Origin of the sequence: Affinirhizobium lemnae, from assembly GCF_022968395.1 — a bacterium.
Lineage (GTDB): Bacteria > Pseudomonadota > Alphaproteobacteria > Rhizobiales > Rhizobiaceae > Neorhizobium > Neorhizobium lemnae.
Genome location: NZ_JALJQZ010000068.1, coordinates 1 through 16,401 on the forward strand (window position 1 = coordinate 1; position 16,401 = coordinate 16,401).

The following is a 16,401-nucleotide window of genomic DNA, read 5'->3' on the forward strand; positions in this document are numbered from 1 at the left end:
CAGCAATGATCTTGAATCACAAAAACCAAATCAATGGAACCCCGCCGCGATTCCGAGTAGCGCTGACAGACTCTAGCTGATCAGAGATCGAAGGCCGCGATCTTCCGGCCTTTGTTTCTAACCAGTTGTTCCAACTGCTCAATGCTCGGCATTGGTGGCGGATTGGTCAGATAGTCTGCCTTCCAGGCGTGATTGGGCAAAGCTACGATTGCCGAGGCAAGAATGGAGGTGCCCGCCGGGACACTTGCACGTAGTTGCGGCACCAGTGTGCGCGCCCAGATCAGATTGGTATTGGCAATGGCCAGTTGTGCCTTGCCCGCCCGCTTGATGGACGAACCGCAATCGACGATCAGGCTTGTATCGGTCTGGCCATACCAGATGGCTGAGGTTTCCGTCTCGGTCATCGTATCGCGATTGAAATCGGCACGCTTAATCGGGAAGCCACCCTCCGCCGTAAAGAGATTGCGTGGCGTGGTCAGGCGGTGCACGCGCAGATGCCACGGGTTGCGCGGAATGAGCCAGGTCTCGACCTCGACATCGCTCCATGGATTCCAGCGCGAATAGAGAACATCATCAGCGATCAGCGCGTCTTCAAGAGTTTCCCGCATGCGCAAATGCACGCCGTCGTCGGATAGGCCAAGCATGTTGTCGAAGCTCGCCGCATCGAAGTGCCTGTCGTTGGCTTCGATGTTGAAACCGTAGCGGGTGGAATAGGCGAATTTCGAATATTTCTCGTTCGAGCCGCGCATCTTGTCATGCTCCTGGCCGGTTGCCAGAACCACGGTATTGTCCGGTTGATGCATGGCCACCATGCCAGGCTTTTCCAGAGCTACGACATCGTCGCAAGCTGGGGCTTCCTCTTCGGTCGCGGCCCAGAAGGGATGACTAGCCGGCAGAGCCAGAGGCAGGAAGAACTTGAGTGCCCAGTAGGGCGAGCAGGCGGAGTTGTAGCTCTCGCTCATCAGAAGATTGGGATAGCCGTAGCCGACGGACAGAATGCCATCGCGATCTGCGATCGGAAGTTCCGACCACCAGCGAAGGTGGCGGAGGTAATAGCCTTTGATCTGGCCCCAGGGCAGGGCTTCGATATTGGCAAAGGCAAGCGCGCCCCAGAAGCCGCCTTGCGCGAAACGATAGGTCTGGCTGCGACCGAATGCGAGCGCGGAACCATCCGGTCCGAACCAGTGTCGAATATCCTGTGTGAAGCGCTCTGCGCGGGCGATGATCCTCGCATTTCGCTGATCATCTCCGTTGGCAAGAACGGCGTAGATCAGCCCATAATAATGCATGGCAAAGGGAATGTAGTGGTCGACACGGCGGACAGGCCCATCCCGATACCAGCCATCCCCGATGTCGAAGGCTTCCAACTCTTCCAGATAGGCTTCGGTTTTCGTTTTGTCGAAATCGATGCCAATTTTCTCCAGGCCAAGATCGACGAGCACACGGAAGAATTTCCAGTTGTTGTCGACATAGTCTCGTTCCCGCGCTTTAAGGAGGTAACTGGACACGATGTCCTTGCCACGCTTGTCCAGAGGGTTCCAGAGATGGTGCGGCACGAGCGCCAGCCCGAACCCGATTGCGGCGAGTTCAACAAGCCGCTGGTTCCGGTCGGATACGTCGCCCCAATATTCGGGGTGATCTGGGTCCATGCCGTTGACGAGGCCGCGTCGATAGAGATCCCAGTACGCAAATTCCCCTCCACCTGCCGCAAAGGGCACGATGCCCCAAAGCGGGCGCGCAAAGCCTTCCAGATCTGCCGCCGGGTGATCGAAGATGGCGCCTGCTGCACTTAAGGTGACGCGCGCGCCGCCTTCCGAGAAGTAGGGCAAGAGCGGCTCGAAAAGGTCGATCAGCGCCTTCGCGACATGCTGGCGGGTTTGAAGGGGATTGCCATGGAGCGGATTGGCGCGAAGCAGGGGATGAGGCACGGTGAGAATTCCAGTCTGCGATTGTTTCACCAGCCGCGGAGAACTGCTCCGCGGCTGGGTTTGATCGGGCCTTACTTGATGGCCTTTACGCCTTCGTTCATTTCCTTGATGCCGTCGGCAATCGACATGTTGTCGGTCATGATTGCATCATGGGCGCGGTTCAGAACGACTTCGATTTTGGCGGCATTCGGGTTGACGGCCATTTCGAGGTAGGACTTGCCGGACTGCAGCGCATCCTTGCTGTTCTGGTCCTGCGGGAAGCCGGGAAGCGACGTGATCTTGGCAGCTACGTCGCCGGTGCGCATGGCAGGCAGAGTGCCGGTCGATGCCACGATCGCAGAGCCTTCCGCTCCGGTGACGAACTTGATGAAGGCCAGAGCCTCCTTCTGGTGATCCGAGTTCTTGTTGACGGAGAGGCCCGAGATCTGAGCAGCCGTGGTGCCGGCTGCAACGCCTTCCGGATGCGGGAACTTGACGATACCCCAGTTCTTGGCCTTGGACTCACCGGACTTCACCTTGGCAATCTGGGTGCCGATGAACCAGGTGCCCATGGGCAGCATGCCGACTGTGCCGTTGAAGAACAGAGCCGAATAATGCGTGTTGGAGGTTTTCAACTGCGCATAGGACGGTACGGCTCCAGCCTTCTGAAGTGCCAGCGCGCGCTCGTACCAAGGCTTCAGGAACTCGTATTCACCGCCGGTTACGGTGTGCTTTCCATCCTGAATGCCCGGAAGCTGTACCGTCGAACGCCAAGTGTGCAGAAGCGCGCCATAGGTCTTGTTGACGCCCATGCCGCCGGTAAGCTTCACAGCTGTCTCGTCAAACTGCTTCCAGGTCCAGTCATTGGTCGGATAGGGAACGCCTGCTTTATCGAAAATATCCTTGTTGTAGTAGACGATCCAGAAATCCGAGCGGAACGGGATGGAATAGATCTTCCCGTCGACCGTCAATTCCTGCAGCAAGCCACCGAACGGTGCGGGATCAATCTTCTCATCCTTGATGAAGGCGCTGAGATCCGTGATAGTATTGGCCCGAACGAGGTTGGCGTAGCCGGGCACATCCTTGATGGTCACGATGTCGAGGTCCTTGGAACCCCCGGTCAACTGTGTCGACACCATCTGCGGATAGTCTTGGGAGCCGAGATCGACCGGCTCTACCTTGATGTTCGGGTTCTTCTGCTGGAACGCCTCGATCAATGGTTTGTAATAGGCCACCTTGTCCCAGTCCCACAGCGCCCATTTCAACGTCACTGGTGCGGATTGCGCAAGCGCCGTGCCTGCCAAAAGCGTTGCAAGCCCCAGGCCGGTGGCCGCAAGCTTCAATGTTCTCCCCAACTGTTCCAGAACCATTCTGATCTCCTTCCCTGATCGTGTCTGGTTCAGGCGTTGCTTCTGCAACACCTGTATTTCATGAACCGGTCCTGTCCTTCGACAGGGCAAGCACGTGGATTGCGGCTCCATGTGCGCCAAAGACGATGGCGAACATTCCGAGCGAAAAATTTAAGGCCGCAGGCATGAAGACCGAGACCGGGTAAAGCAGGATGTGGGCGAGCCAAAGTGCGCCGACGAACAGAAGCGCGCCGACAAGCGGCAGCGGCTTGAGCAGAATGGCAAGCGCCGAGAGACGGATCGTAGACAAGACAGAGCAGCGCTCGATGACGGAAATCACGATGAACTGACAGGCCACCATCGCCACGAACAGTGTAACGAACAGGCTAACCGTCAAAGGCGCCGCATAGGCGAGATCCGTTGCCGCATAGGATGCGTAAGTCCGGGCCGCATAAGCACAAAGGCCTATCACTGCGCTTGTGACGATAGCCCAGACTGACGCTTTCAACCAATAAGCTCTCAGCGCATCCAGATAGTCCCGCAAAAGATAAACGTTCCGGTCTTCGACGAAGGCACGGGAAACACTCGCCATCGCAAAGATTGCCGCCGGGATCGTGACCACTAGAAGGGATGTCAGCAGGAACAGGATGTTGAGCTTCACCATCTCCCACCACTCGCGGCCGAGAATTTCTGCAAACAGGGCGAGGCCGGTGCGTTTCGGCGCATCTTTCGGGATGCCCGCACCTTCCTTCGTCCAGTAGTTTTGCAGCCATTGAACGGCCATGGTGTTATCTGCTCCTAGTACAGGATCGAAACCTGAGTCTGCGGGTCGAAAAGCTGCGCATTGGTCATATCGGCGGTCAGCCGGACTTCTTCGCCCAATCGCGCTCTAAAACGCGGCGACACGCGCGCGATCATGTTCTGCCCGCCGGCGATGAGATTGAGATGCACCTCCGAGCCCATGGGTTCCGCCAGTTCGACGGTTGCCGAGAAGGGGGCAGTATTGGCCGGATCGATATCGCCCGGCGCAAGTTCGTGGAAGTTTTCCGGTCGAATTCCCAGAATGATCTCTTTGCCAACGTAGGGTTCGATCCGCGCCCGATCGAAGCTTACTGGAAGTGGCAGGACATGATCGTCGAAAACCGCGACCAGCCGCTCTCCATCCTTTCGGATGGTACTTGGCAGCATGTTCATCTGCGGTGCGCCGATGAAGCCTGCCACGAACATGTTGATTGGCCGGTCATAGAGGTTTTGCGGCGTATCCATCTGCTGGATATGACCATCCTTCATCACCACGATGCGGTCGGCCATGGTCATGGCCTCGACCTGATCGTGAGTGACGTAAATGAACGTGGCATTCAGTCGCTTATGCAGCTTGCTGATTTCGGCGCGCATCGTGCCGCGAAGCTTCGCATCGAGGTTGGAGAGCGGCTCATCCAGCAGGAAGACCTCCGGATTGCGCACCATGGCACGGCCCAATGCCACACGCTGGCGCTGGCCGCCCGACAGGGCCTTCGGCTTCCGGTTCAGAAGATGGGTGATATCCAGGATCTTGGCCGCCTCCTGCACCTTGCGGTCGATCTCGTCCTTGGGAGCCTTCCTGAGTTCGAGCCCAAATGCCATGTTCTTGTAGACAGTCATATGCGGATAGAGCGCATAGTTCTGAAAGACCATCGCAATGTCGCGATCCTTGGAGGGCACATCATTCATCAGGTCATCGCCGATGATGAGTTCGCCACCCGAGATTTCCTCCAGCCCTGCGATCATGCGCAGAGTGGTCGACTTGCCGCATCCCGAAGGGCCGACCAGAATGATGAACTCCTTGTCGGCGATCTCCAGATCGATGTCATGTACGACTGTCAGCGCGCCAAAGGTCTTGTTCAGTTTCTTCAAAGAAATGCTTGCCATCTGCCCGTCGGCCCTCACCAGTAGGAAGACCAGTTGCGCGAAAGACGCGTCAACGCTTCCATGAAATAATAATCGCCCCAGGACACGCACTCATCGACGCCTTCGCCACGGCAGGTATTGTGCGGGGTCTTTTTTGAATAAGTGCCGTGGAGGACGAGCCCATTGGACTGAGACGGATCCTTGACCGCGTAGTGATCAACCAGGCTCTTCATCATCCGCCGTGCGAGATCGCGGTAGCGAGCAGCATCGTCTGCATCGACAAGTTCAGCCATTTCCAGAAGCCCGCAGGCAACAATGGATGCCGATGAGCTATCGCGTGGTTCCTGATCTCCATCCGTGAAGATCAGATCCCAATAGGGCACCATATCGACCGGCAGACGCTTCAGATAGAATGTCAGCAGACGTTCGAACGCTTCCCTGTATTCCGCAATGGGCTCATAGCGGCAGGAGAGGGCCATTCCGGCAATGCCCCAGGCTTGCCCGCGCGCCCAGAAACTATTGTCGCTATAGCCTTGCTTGGTGGCACCGCGCACGGGCTTTCCCGATTCTGGATCCATGTAGAAGGTGTGATAGGTGGAATCGTCCGCTCTGACCGAATTCGCAAGTGTCGTTCTCGCATGCCGCAGCGCAATGTCGCGATATTTCGGATCGCCCGTCTGCTGACTTGCCCAATAGAGAAGCGGCAGGTTCAACAGGCAATCGATAATGTAGCGATATTCGTTTGGATTGCCTTTTCTGCCCCAGGCCTGGATGAACTGGCCGACCGGTTGATAGCGCTCCAGCAATTGGTCTGCGGCCATCAGTGCGGCTCTGCGCCCGTCCTCGTCTCCTACCAGTTTCCAAGCGGCAATGCAGGATGGTGAATACAGAAACCCCATGTCGTGATGGTCGGTTTCGATCCGGTTCTCGATGCGGTGCAGGAAGCTCTGCACCTGGATCTGCGCCGCATGTTGGAACAGCTTGTCGCCTGTATGTTCAAAGGCTAGCCAGATTTCGCCCGGCCAGAAACCAGCGGTCCACTGGTCGTTTGCAACAGCCGGATAGATGTTGCCAACACTGGAGTGGTTCTGCGCCTGATAGGTAAACTGCGGCAGATTGCGGCGAACCTGCGCGACGGCAATATCGAGTGCCGCCTTGACTTCCTCGTCTTTGATCGGGGCAGGCGAGCCGGTTGCGAGAGCGTTCATGGACATTACCCTTTCAGACCTGACGAAGCCACGCCTTCGACGAAGAAGCGCTGCAGCGACAGGAAGACAATGAGCACCGGAATGAGGGCCACAACTGATGCGGCCATGATCAATCCGTACTCGGCAGAATACTGCGAAATGAACATGCGCAGACCGATCTGGATTGTCTTCAGTTCAGTCTTGGTGAGGTAGATCATCGGTCCGAGGAAGTCGTTCCACGTCGTGACGAACGTAAAGATCGTCAGGGTGGAAAGCGCGGGCTTGGAAAGCGGCAGCATGATCTTTGCCCAGATCTGGTATTCGTTCATGCCGTCGATACGAGCCGCTTCGCAGAGTTCATCCGGGATAGACATATAGAACTGTCGCATCAGGAATACGCCGAAGGCGGTGAAGGCCTGCAGGCAGATGAGCGCCAGATGCGTGTTGTTCAGACCAAACTCGCGCATCAGCAGGAACTGCGGCACCATATAGACCTGCCATGGCATCGCAATCGTCGCAATGTAGCCGAGAAACAGCGTATTCTTGTAGGGAAAGCGCAGTTTCGCAAAGGCATAGGCGGCAAAACTGGATGTCAGCAATTGCAGCAACGTGACGATGATCGTCAGCTTCGATGTGTTATAAATGAAGAGCGCAAGCGGGATCTTCGTCCAGATTTCCGTGTAGTTCTCCCAGCGCGGTTGCGAGGGGATCCACTCGATCGGAAACACGAAGACGTCACGGCTGAGCTTCAGGGACGCGGACAGCATCCATGCAAAGGGCAGCAGCATGATGACCGTGATGGCGATGATCGTGACGTAGACGGCGATACGCGAGAAATCGATCCGGCGTTTTGTCTTGCGCATGGCTCAATCCTCCTTCTGGCGGCGAAACTGGATGACGGTTACCGCCAGCACCAAGAAGAACAGGACGAGCGCAATCATGCTGGAATAGCCGAGATCCCAGGAAATGAAGGCTTCGTTGTAGATGTGATAGACGAGAACGAGGGTTGATGTACCGGGGCCGCCCTGCGTGATCATGTAAACCTGATCGAACACCTTGAAGGACTGAATGGTGAGCATCACCGTGACGAAGAAGGTGGTCGGCGCCAGTTGCGGCAATGTGACGTGCCGGAACTTCTGCCAGGCATTCGCGCCGTCCAGCCCCGCTGCCTCGTAAAGCTCGGAATTGATGCCCTGAAGCCCGGCCAGGTAGATGACCATGTAATAGCCCATGCTCTTCCAGACGCCGAAAAGGATGACCGTGACCATGGCCCAGTGGCGGTCAGCGGCCCAGCCCGGCATGTCCTTCGGATCCAGCCCCAAGCTATAGAGAAGCATGTTCACCGGACCCATTTCCGGATTGAAGATCATGTTCCAGACGACTGCAACGGCGACCAAGGATGCGACATAGGGAAAGAACATCGCAGTTCGAAAGAAATCCCGGCCGACGATCTTCTGGTTCAGCAACATTGCGAGACCCAGTGCGCAGGCGAGGGTGAGCGGGACGGAAACGACGGTGTAAACGACCGTGTTCCAGAAAGCTGCGATGAACGCACGGTCTTCGAACAGTCGCCAGAAATTATCCAGGCCGGCGAACTTGATCGGGTTTGAGCCGTCCCAGTGCATGAACGCCAGCGCAAATGCGAAAAGGATGGGGCCAAGTGTAAAGACCGCAAAACCCAGAAAGTTTGGTGCAATGAAGGAATAGGCGACGAGAGCATTCTCAACGCGACGGCGACGCCGAGACACGACGCGGACCTTTCTGCGGACCCTGACGGGCTTTGCCGCATCGCCAGACATTGCTGGATCCAAACTTGCCACCAGCACTCCTCCCAACTTCCATCAACTTCCCGGCCTCTGCATAGCATACTCGTTGCATTGGTCAAACAACTTTACATAACATCAGACAAATTTGCTAGATGAGCGGAAATAGGTATGATAGGGACGTGATCAGTAGCAAGGAGATCAAGCGCGCGTGAGCATGTTCAGTGCATTTGGCAGTCGGCTGCCGGAGTATCTGGCAGACTTTTCCCCGCATCTGTCACTGAGCGGGATCGAAGAGATTGATCCAGAGGTCCGTAAGGTTTTGGAAGTAGCGGGAGACGCCGCATTGACGAAGCCTTGGCCGGAACTGCTGGCCAGCCACTACCGAGACTATGTCTCGAGCGGCAACCGTGCGCGCTTTGAAGATCGCTATTTTGGCCGCCGCCTCAAGCTGAATGATCTTGTACTGGCAGAATGGGCGGCGGGGTCCGGGCGATATCTGGACCAGATCATCGATGGCATCTTCCTCCTCTGTGAAGAGAGCGGCTGGCAATTGCCAGCACACAACGCCTATGTGCGCGGTGGAGCAAGGCTGCCTTTGCCTCGCGCAGACCGTCCCATCATTGATCTCTTCGCAGCCGAGACCGCTGCTAACCTGTGTGTCGTTCGGCATCTTCTGCAACAGCAACTGGACGCCGTCGACCCGGCAATCGGTCTGAGGATCGAAGAGGAAGTCGGTCGTCGTATTCTCACGCCTTACCTGTCAGAGCACTTCTGGTGGATGGGGCATGGCGAAGAGCGGATGAACAACTGGACTGCCTGGATAACGCAGAATGTTCTCCTGTCCGCCTTTCTGCTGCCGACCGACCAACGCATTCGACGTTCGGTTGCGCTGAAGGCACTCGGCAGCCTCGACGCCTTCGTGAAGGATTATGCGGATGACGGGGCCTGTGAGGAGGGTGTCGTCTACTATCGTCATGCTGCTTTGTGCATGTTCGGTGCGATGCAAATCCTGCAGCAGGTCGGCGATGGTTTCATCGGCGCGCTGTGGTCAGAGCCGAAGATCCAAAACATGGCGGAGTTCATCCGCCACATGCATGTTTCGGAGAACTACTACATCAACTTTGCAGACTCGTCGGCAGTGGTGCCGCCCTGCGGCGCGCGCGAGTATCTGTTTGGCAAGGCTGTTGGCTCCAGGGCTTTGTGTTCCTTTGCGGCCGCTGATTATCGGCGCGATCCAGACCGCCTGATGCCCCAGGAATGGAACCTCTGGTACCGGCTTCAGGCGGCGGAGACTCACAGTGAGATCCTGCGTACGCCCTCGGTAACTGTCGTGCACCAAGACGTCTTCTTCCCCGGCATTGGCCTGATGATTGCGCGAGATGGCAGCTATTGTCTTGCTGCAAAGGCAGGTAGCAACGGCGAAAGCCATAACCACAACGATGTTGGCAGCTTTACGATTTACAAGAATGGTCGGCCGCTTTTGATCGATGTCGGCGTCGAGATCTATACGGCTAAGACATTCTCCTCCCGCCGTTACGAGATCTGGACCATGCAGTCCGCCTTTCACAACCTGCCGACCTTCGGTGACGTGATGCAGCAGGATGGAGAGACCTTCGCGGCAAAACAGGTTGAGGCGGTGTTGGGCCCTGACCAGGCAAGTCTCACAATGGAACTTGCCGAAGCGTATCCAACCGAGGCCCAGTTAGGCCGTTTCACCCGCCGTGTAAGCCTGTTCAAGGGCAGGTTTATAGAACTCGCTGACTACTACGAATGCGATCGGACGCAGGTTCTGTCGTTGATGACGGAGCAGCGGCCTCTCGTGAGGCGTGGCCTCGTAACCCTGCCTGGCCTTGCGACATTGGAGATCTCGGGCGGCGAAATGCCGACCGTCGAAGAAATCGAGATCGAGGATGCGCGACTGATAAAGGCGTGGCCCGCCCGCCTGTATCGAACACTCGTGCCGGTGGTCGGGGCGGAACTGACTATCCGTATCGTCTGAGGAAAACGACATGCACATCACACTCGCGATCATGGATATCAATGGCCGTTCCAAAGCGGAAGCAGGATCGGACGGTGAACTTAATCTCGTCTATCGCGGTGAATATGAGGTCGGCGACTGCATTCGTCTGACCGTTTCAGAGCCCGGTTATCTGCTCCTTGCCTTCGACGCAGCCATCGCTCCATCGCTTCTCTTCATGCGGGAGCGAGACTATTCCTATCCTCTCCCCCTTGGTCAGCAAGGACGAACAATTTCCCCCGTTGCTTTTGCGGGGCAAATTCATCGGCTGTTCGCGCGTGAGGCCTCCCATGAAGAGATCGTGACGAGACGGAATCTTGCTTTCAACCCGCTCGATACGGCTACTAACAATGCCCTTTACCCGCACGCCTCAGCAAATGTCGAAACACGAGGAGAGGCAGCCTTTGCGGCCAGAAACGCGATTGATGGCGAGAAGGCAAATACGGACCATGGCAAGTGGCCATTCACCAGCTGGGGGATCAATCAGGATCCGCGAGCCGAGCTGACGATCGACTTCGGTCGCGAAGTCAGTATTGATGAATTGAAGCTCTATCTCAGAGCCGATTTTCCCCATGATGCGTGGTGGCAGCAGGCCTCTGTGACGTTCTCCGACGGATCAACCGAGCAGTTGGAGCTTGGAAAATCGGGATCGGCTCAACGTTTTGCCATGAAGCCACGGCGGATCGAATGGCTGAAACTGCATGATCTCATCAAGGCCGACGATCCGTCACCGTTTCCCGCTTTGACCCAGTTCGAGGCCTGGGGAACTGAATCTATGCTAGCTCCAATCCAATCCCCGCCGTAAGCTGCGTTGCGCGTTCATTAACCGGACGGTCTCTTGGTGATCTCGGTCGGCTCCTTTTGAATTGCACAACAGCGGGTGTCAGGGGAAGGAGCGTTCGAGGCCTCGTGCAGCTCGCAACAGGTCCCGGTATCTCAGCTGACTGCCTCGAAGGTGGTTCTGCATTGCCAGCCGTGCCGCCCTTTCATCTGCATCAGATATAGCCAGAACGACAGCTTCATGTTCCTTGTGGATGAGCCGCCTGTAAGCTGTCTGCTCATCATTATGATGTTCTGCAACGACCTTTGATTGCGGGATGGCATGTTGACCTTGCTGCCCCAGAAACTGTGTGAAGAGGGGATTATTGGTCGCTGCGGCAATGGCAAGATGAAGCGCCAAGTCTGCTTCACGAATTGATCTGTTTTCGTTGATGCAGCGCAAAACCGCCGCATGACAATCGAAAATCAGTTCCTCCTGAGCAGGGGATCTGCGCAGTGCCGCAAGCCCTGCCGCCTCTATTTCTAAGGGTGTGCGAACTTCTAGAACTTCGAGATCAGAGGCTAGACGGGCACCATCAAGAGTTTCCGACTTCTGGGGTATTGCAGAACGATCAAGCACGAAGATACCTGCACCTTGGCGCACGTCAACCCAACCGTCACAGCGCAGGGCGGTGACGGCCTCACGAACAACTGTACGGCTAACGCCATAAGTTTCTGTCAATTCAATCTCGCTCGGCAAGCGATCGCCCGGAGCATAGTTGCCTGCGAGTATCGCATCTCGCAAGCTTTGCTCAACCTTTGCGACGAGGGAGCCGCTTCCCTTTCGGCTGGTCTTCAGTTCCACTGCCACGAGTTCCATCTTGCTGGGGTGGCCCAATTGTACCACAGCTCAAATACGTATGATGAATTCTCTCAAACTTCAAACGAAATCGACAAAGGTCAGACCAATCGAGCGACGAAACAGTTGTTCTTCATGGATACTAGGATCTGTTAAGCACAATCAAGAAATTCAATCTTTGGCGGCAGGACGTGCATAGTTTTGCGCCAGTTGTTATCGGCGGCTTAACGGAGGGATGCTAAATGTTGCAAGACAAGGGCGCCACACGATCTTACCGAAAAGAGCCGGAATGCTACGTCGATATACATTGAAAATCATCAGCGAGTTGAAGGTTCCAAACCACAATCCGGTATTGAACGTATCTCAGTTCGAAGCGCTATCAAAGCAGGTTCCTCTGCTTTACTTCATCCTTCTCGTGAACATGACCTCGCTCGCTCTGACGCATGCGGGTTCCGCACCATTCTGGATCGTTGTAGCGTTGCCGATTGTCTTCGCAATATTATGCGTGCATCGGGCGATTCAATGGATTTCGTATCGAAATAAGGTCATTTCGCCAGAGTTCGCCTATCGTAAGCTCCGCTCCACAAATATTCTGGCAGCCCCGATAGCGGTGTTTTGTACCTGGTGGTCGATCTCGCTTCTTCCTTATGGAGATCCCTATCAGAAGGCGCATGTCGCCTTCTTCATGGCAATCACTGTGATCGGCGTCATCTTCTGTCTTATGCACCTGCGCTCTGCCGCACTGGTCGTGGCCGTCACAGTCAACATTCCATTCATGGTCGCCATGTTCATGACCGGCGAGTCAACTTTCATAGCAACCGGTGTGAACGTAGCGCTGGTGACGGGGGCAATGATTGCAATTGTCGTCACTCATTATCGAGATTTTCGACAGCTGAACGAGTCGCGACTGGTGCTTCTTGAGCAGCAAAAAGCGTTACAGGCGCTTTCAGACGAAAATCTCCGGCTAGCAAATCTGGATAGCTTAACGGAAATTCCGAACCGGAGAAATTTCTTTAACGTGCTGACGGAGGTGTTCGGAACTGCCGAACGGGACGCAAAATCAATCTGCGTTGGCGTCATTGATCTCGATGGCTTCAAACCGATAAATGATATGTACGGTCATGCCGCAGGCGATAAGGTTCTCATCGAGGTTGCAAGACGGCTTAAAGAACTTGAGCAGACTGATTTGTCATTCTACCGCCTAGGCGGCGATGAATTTGGCATGATCTGTACAGGAGATTGCACCGAAGCGCGATTGACGCGTCTAGGAGAACAGCTCTGTGGCTCGATTGCCGAAAGAATGCCTGTCGGCGGGAACACAGTCCAGGTAACCGGTTCAATGGGTGTGGCGATCTATCCGGATGTGGGGCGCGATGGGCAGGATCTCTATGAGCGAGCAGATTACGCACTCTATACAGCCAAGCGATATCGGCGCGCAGGCGTTGTGATCTTCAATGCGACGCAAGCCCAATCGCTCGATCGTCAGAAGCAGGTGGAAGAGGCATTGATGGCGGGCGATCTCGATCGCGAACTGACACTCGAGTACCAGCCGATCTACAACATTCAGGCGCCCCGTTGTATTGGCTTTGAGGCTCTGGCGCGGTGGAGAAGTCCAGTGCTTGGCCGGGTTTCGCCAGCCGAGTTCATACCGATTGCAGAACATACAGGGCGGATAAGCCTCATTACTCGCACTTTGCTTAGGCAGGCACTCGAAGAGGCGAAGACGTGGCCCGAGGATGTAATCCTATCCTTCAATCTTTCACCGCTGGATCTTGCCAGCCCTGACAGCATCTTGAAGATTATCGCAATTGTGGAGCAATCCAGTCTCGATGCTAAGCGCATCAACTTCGAAATTACCGAATCTGCCGTCATCCGGGATTTCGAGCAGGCAACTCAGTCGATCACGCTACTGAAACGATTGGGGGCCGGAATTTCTCTTGATGACTTTGGGACAGGCTATTCGAGCCTGAACCATGTTCACAAACTGCCGCTTTCTAAGATCAAGATCGACGGTAGTTTCGTTTCCGAAGTGCATGAGCGACCCGCAAGCGCGAAAATCATCCGGACAATGCTTTCGCTCTGTGGCGAACTCGGTCTCGGAGCCATCGTTGAAGGTGTCGAGAGCGAAGCAGAACTCGAAGTCTTGCGCGAAATGGGCGTTCAATATGTTCAGGGCTTCCATTTCTCTCGCCCGCTGACACCTGATGATGCCCGCACTCTGATTCTTGACGAGCACGGTCGGAATGAGACCGCTGCACAACAGAAAACGGCCTGAATTCGCGACCCGCACGTTGAGCTCGACGGGCACCCCGCCGAGCTCAACGAGATCTTAGAAAGTGGTGCCGACCCGCAGGACCACCGTGCGCGGTTCTCCGTAGAAATTAAAGACAGAGGTGCCGCCGACGCGCTCATAGTAGGTCTTGTCGAACACGTTGTTGACCGTCAGGCTTGCGGTGACATGTTCGTTGAACTTGTAGCCCGCCTGAAGATCGAAGACAGCATAGCCGGGCGCCTCAATGCTCGTCGCTCCTCCGGCCGCAGTCCGCGAAACGTTCTTGAACGAGCTGAACATCTTCACCCCGCCGCCGATGAAGAAGCCGTCAAGCGCCGGCGTGCGATCATCAAACGTGTATTTGGTCCAGAGCTGAACCATGTGCTCGGGTGTGTAGAACTCAGAGCCCGCGGCACGGTTTGTGTTCTTGAACTCCGTGTCAGTGAACGTGTAGGCGGCCGTTGCCTCCCAGCGATCCAGAATGGTCCCGCTTACCTCTAGTTCCAGACCCTGTATCTTGGCTTCTCCGTTTGCCAGATAGTAGCTCAGGTTACTGGGATCAGAAACCGCCCTTTTTTTGTCCGTCAAATTGAAGTAGGCAAGGGTGGCATTTGCATTCTCGAAAACCTCTGCTTTCAGACCAACTTCATACTGCTTGCCCGTGCGAGGATCCAGAATGTTGCCGGCAGCATTGGTGACGGATTGAGGCTGAAAAATCTCGGTAAAGCTACCATACGCCGTGAGCCAGTTCGTCAGATCGTAAGTGATGCCTGCGTAGGGCGTAAATTCTCCATTTACGCTTACCTTGCTGCTGCCGGTTTCGCTGTCGAACCAGGTAAAGCGGCCGCCCCCGATCAACGTGAGTTGGTCTGTCGGTTTGATGCGCCACTGACCGTAGACCCCGGTCTGCCTCGTCTCTGTTTCCGACGGTGCGCTAAAGGTGATGCGCGGGCGCGCGATGCCGGTATTCCAGTTGTAGAGGCTTTGCGCACCGCTGATCACGCCTGTCGCAGAGGAGAGCGAATTATCGGAACCGCGATAATCGATACCGGCTATGATATTGTTTTCGAGGCCAAAGAGCTCGAAGGGGCGGCTGATATGCGCGTCAAGGGTAAACGAGTCTTCCTGATAGTCGCGCGCCAGCCAGCGGGTGCCGCTCGTCACCATACCGGCACTATTGGCAGCGCCAGCAGCGTAGGCATAAAGAAAGTCCACATCTGCGCGGGAGTAAAGTGCGGAAAGCTTGGCGTGACCGCCATCCTCAAACCGATGCTCTATTTCTGCCAGATAGTTGGCCACGCGGTTGTCGAAATAGTTCCAGTCCGCACCGGTGAATATAGAGCGATCCAGAGCGAGCAGTGTTCCGTCGCTGAGAGTTGGGAGCCCGTTGAACGGCTTTATGCGGCGTTCCTGATGGCTGACTGAGAGCGTCGCAGTCGTATCTTCCGCAATATCGGCCTGTAGCGTACCGTAAATCACGCCTACCTTGTTGAACGTGTCGTCCACGAAACCATTCTTGGATGACAGAGCGCCAACAAGCCGGCCCCGAAGGGCGCCACTTTCGACAAGCGGTCCAGTCAGGTCACCTTCGATACGCTTGTTTCCGTAGGATCCATAGATCGCGTCTACGCTGACCCGAGGCACATCCGTCGCTTGCTTCAGGCGCATGTTTATTGCGCCGCTCGGTTCGCCGGATCCGCCAAACAGGCCGGATGGTCCACGAAGAATTTCGACGTGATCGACCATAACCATATCTGGCTGTGTGCCGTAGATACTGGAAAGCGAGGTTGGCAGGCCGTTGAGATAGAAGCTGTCGAACTCGAAGCCGCGAGAATACAGACTCGAACGTCCCTCGTCATTCGACAGAACCACGACGCCGGGTGTTTCTTTCAGTGCTGTGTCCAGAGAAGTGTAATTTCCGTCGTTTAATCGTTCAAGCGTCAGCACCGTCGTCGATTGAGGTACTTCGCGGAGGCGGCGGGTATCCTTGTCGCCAACACTGATGAGATCTGTCGTATAGCTGTCAGTTGTCTCCGTCTGGTATGTCGAACCCTTCACCAGCACCTCAGGCAACACGACTCCGACCTCTTCAGCCTTCTTTTGTTCCGCTTGCGCTGCAGTCGTCGAAAGCGCGGCATAGAAGGTCACCGCAGCCAGTAGCCTTCGCGTGGTCGCATTGCGTCCAATTTTCAGATTGGTCATGTTCTTCGTCCCCAAGTTGGCAACTGCGCCCCAAACAATAAGTGGAGTTTTTAAATCAACTAATCGTTGATGGGCAAGGGCGTAATTGAGATTCTTTCGCCTCTAAACGGAACTGGAGTGGGCAAGGCGATTGCATCGGGCGCTGAGGGTGCCGTTGTGTGCTGTTTGGTGGTTGTTTTAGCGGCTTTGGCTTTGA

Annotated in this window: 12 protein-coding genes; 3 read left to right on the plus strand and 9 right to left on the minus strand. The window is 55.7% G+C overall.

Going from position 1 to position 16,401, the window contains the following annotated elements:
• Window positions 1–80: 80 nt before the first annotated feature.
• The 7 genes from MUU53_RS21615 to MUU53_RS21645 all read right to left on the minus strand — a co-directional run bounded on the left by MUU53_RS21615 (window position 81) and on the right by MUU53_RS21645 (window position 8,129).
• The gene (locus tag MUU53_RS21615) at window positions 81–1,928 is read right to left on the minus strand and encodes a DUF2264 domain-containing protein (protein WP_247262718.1); all 1,848 of its coding nucleotides are present in this window, start codon (window positions 1,926–1,928) and stop codon (window positions 81–83) included.
• A gap of 71 nt (window positions 1,929–1,999) precedes the next feature.
• Window positions 2,000–3,277, minus strand: a complete 1,278-nt coding sequence (locus MUU53_RS21620) for an ABC transporter substrate-binding protein (RefSeq protein ID WP_165131736.1) — start codon at window positions 3,275–3,277, stop codon at window positions 2,000–2,002.
• A 58-nt stretch (window positions 3,278–3,335) separates the two neighbouring features.
• Window positions 3,336–4,040: a DUF624 domain-containing protein gene (locus tag MUU53_RS21625; RefSeq protein WP_247262719.1), complete on the minus strand. Its 705-nt coding sequence runs from the start codon at window positions 4,038–4,040 to the stop codon at window positions 3,336–3,338.
• Window positions 4,041–4,054: 14 nt separating this feature from the next.
• Entirely contained in the window at window positions 4,055–5,164 is a 1,110-nt protein-coding gene (locus MUU53_RS21630) for an ABC transporter ATP-binding protein (RefSeq protein ID WP_247262720.1), read from the minus strand.
• 14 nt (window positions 5,165–5,178) lie between these two features.
• On the minus strand, window positions 5,179–6,351 hold the full coding sequence (locus MUU53_RS21635) for a glycoside hydrolase family 88 protein (protein WP_247262721.1): 1,173 nt from the start codon (window positions 6,349–6,351) through the stop codon (window positions 5,179–5,181).
• 5 nt (window positions 6,352–6,356) lie between these two features.
• Window positions 6,357–7,193: a carbohydrate ABC transporter permease gene (locus MUU53_RS21640; protein ID WP_247262722.1), complete on the minus strand. Its 837-nt coding sequence runs from the start codon at window positions 7,191–7,193 to the stop codon at window positions 6,357–6,359.
• A gap of 3 nt (window positions 7,194–7,196) precedes the next feature.
• On the minus strand, window positions 7,197–8,129 hold the full coding sequence (locus MUU53_RS21645; RefSeq protein ID WP_247262727.1) for a carbohydrate ABC transporter permease: 933 nt from the start codon (window positions 8,127–8,129) through the stop codon (window positions 7,197–7,199).
• A gap of 181 nt (window positions 8,130–8,310) precedes the next feature.
• On the opposite strand from MUU53_RS21645, the gene MUU53_RS21650 reads away from it, so the two are divergent.
• Window positions 8,311–10,095: a heparinase II/III domain-containing protein gene (locus MUU53_RS21650; RefSeq protein WP_247262728.1), complete on the plus strand. Its 1,785-nt coding sequence runs from the start codon at window positions 8,311–8,313 to the stop codon at window positions 10,093–10,095.
• Window positions 10,096–10,105: 10 nt separating this feature from the next.
• Window positions 10,106–10,918 carry a discoidin domain-containing protein gene (locus MUU53_RS21655; protein WP_247262723.1) on the plus strand — a complete coding sequence of 271 codons (813 nt, stop codon included), beginning with the start codon at window positions 10,106–10,108 and terminating at the stop codon, window positions 10,916–10,918.
• Window positions 10,919–10,996: 78 nt separating this feature from the next.
• On the opposite strand, the gene MUU53_RS21660 is transcribed toward MUU53_RS21655, so the two are convergent.
• Window positions 10,997–11,752, minus strand: coding sequence for a FadR/GntR family transcriptional regulator (locus tag MUU53_RS21660; protein WP_377307352.1), 756 nt, complete (start codon window positions 11,750–11,752; stop codon window positions 10,997–10,999).
• A 268-nt stretch (window positions 11,753–12,020) separates the two neighbouring features.
• On the opposite strand from MUU53_RS21660, the gene MUU53_RS21665 reads away from it, so the two are divergent.
• The gene (locus MUU53_RS21665) at window positions 12,021–14,006 is read left to right on the plus strand and encodes a putative bifunctional diguanylate cyclase/phosphodiesterase (protein WP_247262725.1); all 1,986 of its coding nucleotides are present in this window, start codon (window positions 12,021–12,023) and stop codon (window positions 14,004–14,006) included.
• A gap of 54 nt (window positions 14,007–14,060) precedes the next feature.
• Here the strand turns inward: MUU53_RS21665 and MUU53_RS21670 are convergent, their stop codons facing one another.
• Window positions 14,061–16,205, minus strand: a complete 2,145-nt coding sequence (locus tag MUU53_RS21670) for a TonB-dependent siderophore receptor (protein ID WP_247262726.1) — start codon at window positions 16,203–16,205, stop codon at window positions 14,061–14,063.
• Window positions 16,206–16,401 lie beyond the last annotated feature (196 nt).

What these genes read in the sequence shown, in the direction of transcription:
- MUU53_RS21620 (WP_165131736.1), bottom strand. Translation starts at nt 3,277, where the DNA reads ATGGTTCTGGAACAGTTGGGGAGAACATTGAAGCTTGCGGCCACCGGC.
- MUU53_RS21655 (WP_247262723.1), top strand. Translation starts at nt 10,106, where the DNA reads ATGCACATCACACTCGCGATCATGGATATCAATGGCCGTTCCAAAGCG.
- MUU53_RS21635 (WP_247262721.1), bottom strand. Translation starts at nt 6,351, where the DNA reads ATGAACGCTCTCGCAACCGGCTCGCCTGCCCCGATCAAAGACGAGGAA.
- MUU53_RS21630 (WP_247262720.1), bottom strand. Translation starts at nt 5,164, where the DNA reads ATGGCAAGCATTTCTTTGAAGAAACTGAACAAGACCTTTGGCGCGCTG.
- MUU53_RS21640 (WP_247262722.1), bottom strand. Translation starts at nt 7,193, where the DNA reads ATGCGCAAGACAAAACGCCGGATCGATTTCTCGCGTATCGCCGTCTAC.
- MUU53_RS21650 (WP_247262728.1), top strand. Translation starts at nt 8,311, where the DNA reads ATGTTCAGTGCATTTGGCAGTCGGCTGCCGGAGTATCTGGCAGACTTT.
- MUU53_RS21670 (WP_247262726.1), bottom strand. Translation starts at nt 16,205, where the DNA reads ATGACCAATCTGAAAATTGGACGCAATGCGACCACGCGAAGGCTACTG.
- MUU53_RS21660 (WP_377307352.1), bottom strand. Translation starts at nt 11,752, where the DNA reads ATGGAACTCGTGGCAGTGGAACTGAAGACCAGCCGAAAGGGAAGCGGC.
- MUU53_RS21665 (WP_247262725.1), top strand. Translation starts at nt 12,021, where the DNA reads ATGCTACGTCGATATACATTGAAAATCATCAGCGAGTTGAAGGTTCCA.
- MUU53_RS21625 (WP_247262719.1), bottom strand. Translation starts at nt 4,040, where the DNA reads ATGGCCGTTCAATGGCTGCAAAACTACTGGACGAAGGAAGGTGCGGGC.
- MUU53_RS21645 (WP_247262727.1), bottom strand. Translation starts at nt 8,129, where the DNA reads ATGTCTGGCGATGCGGCAAAGCCCGTCAGGGTCCGCAGAAAGGTCCGC.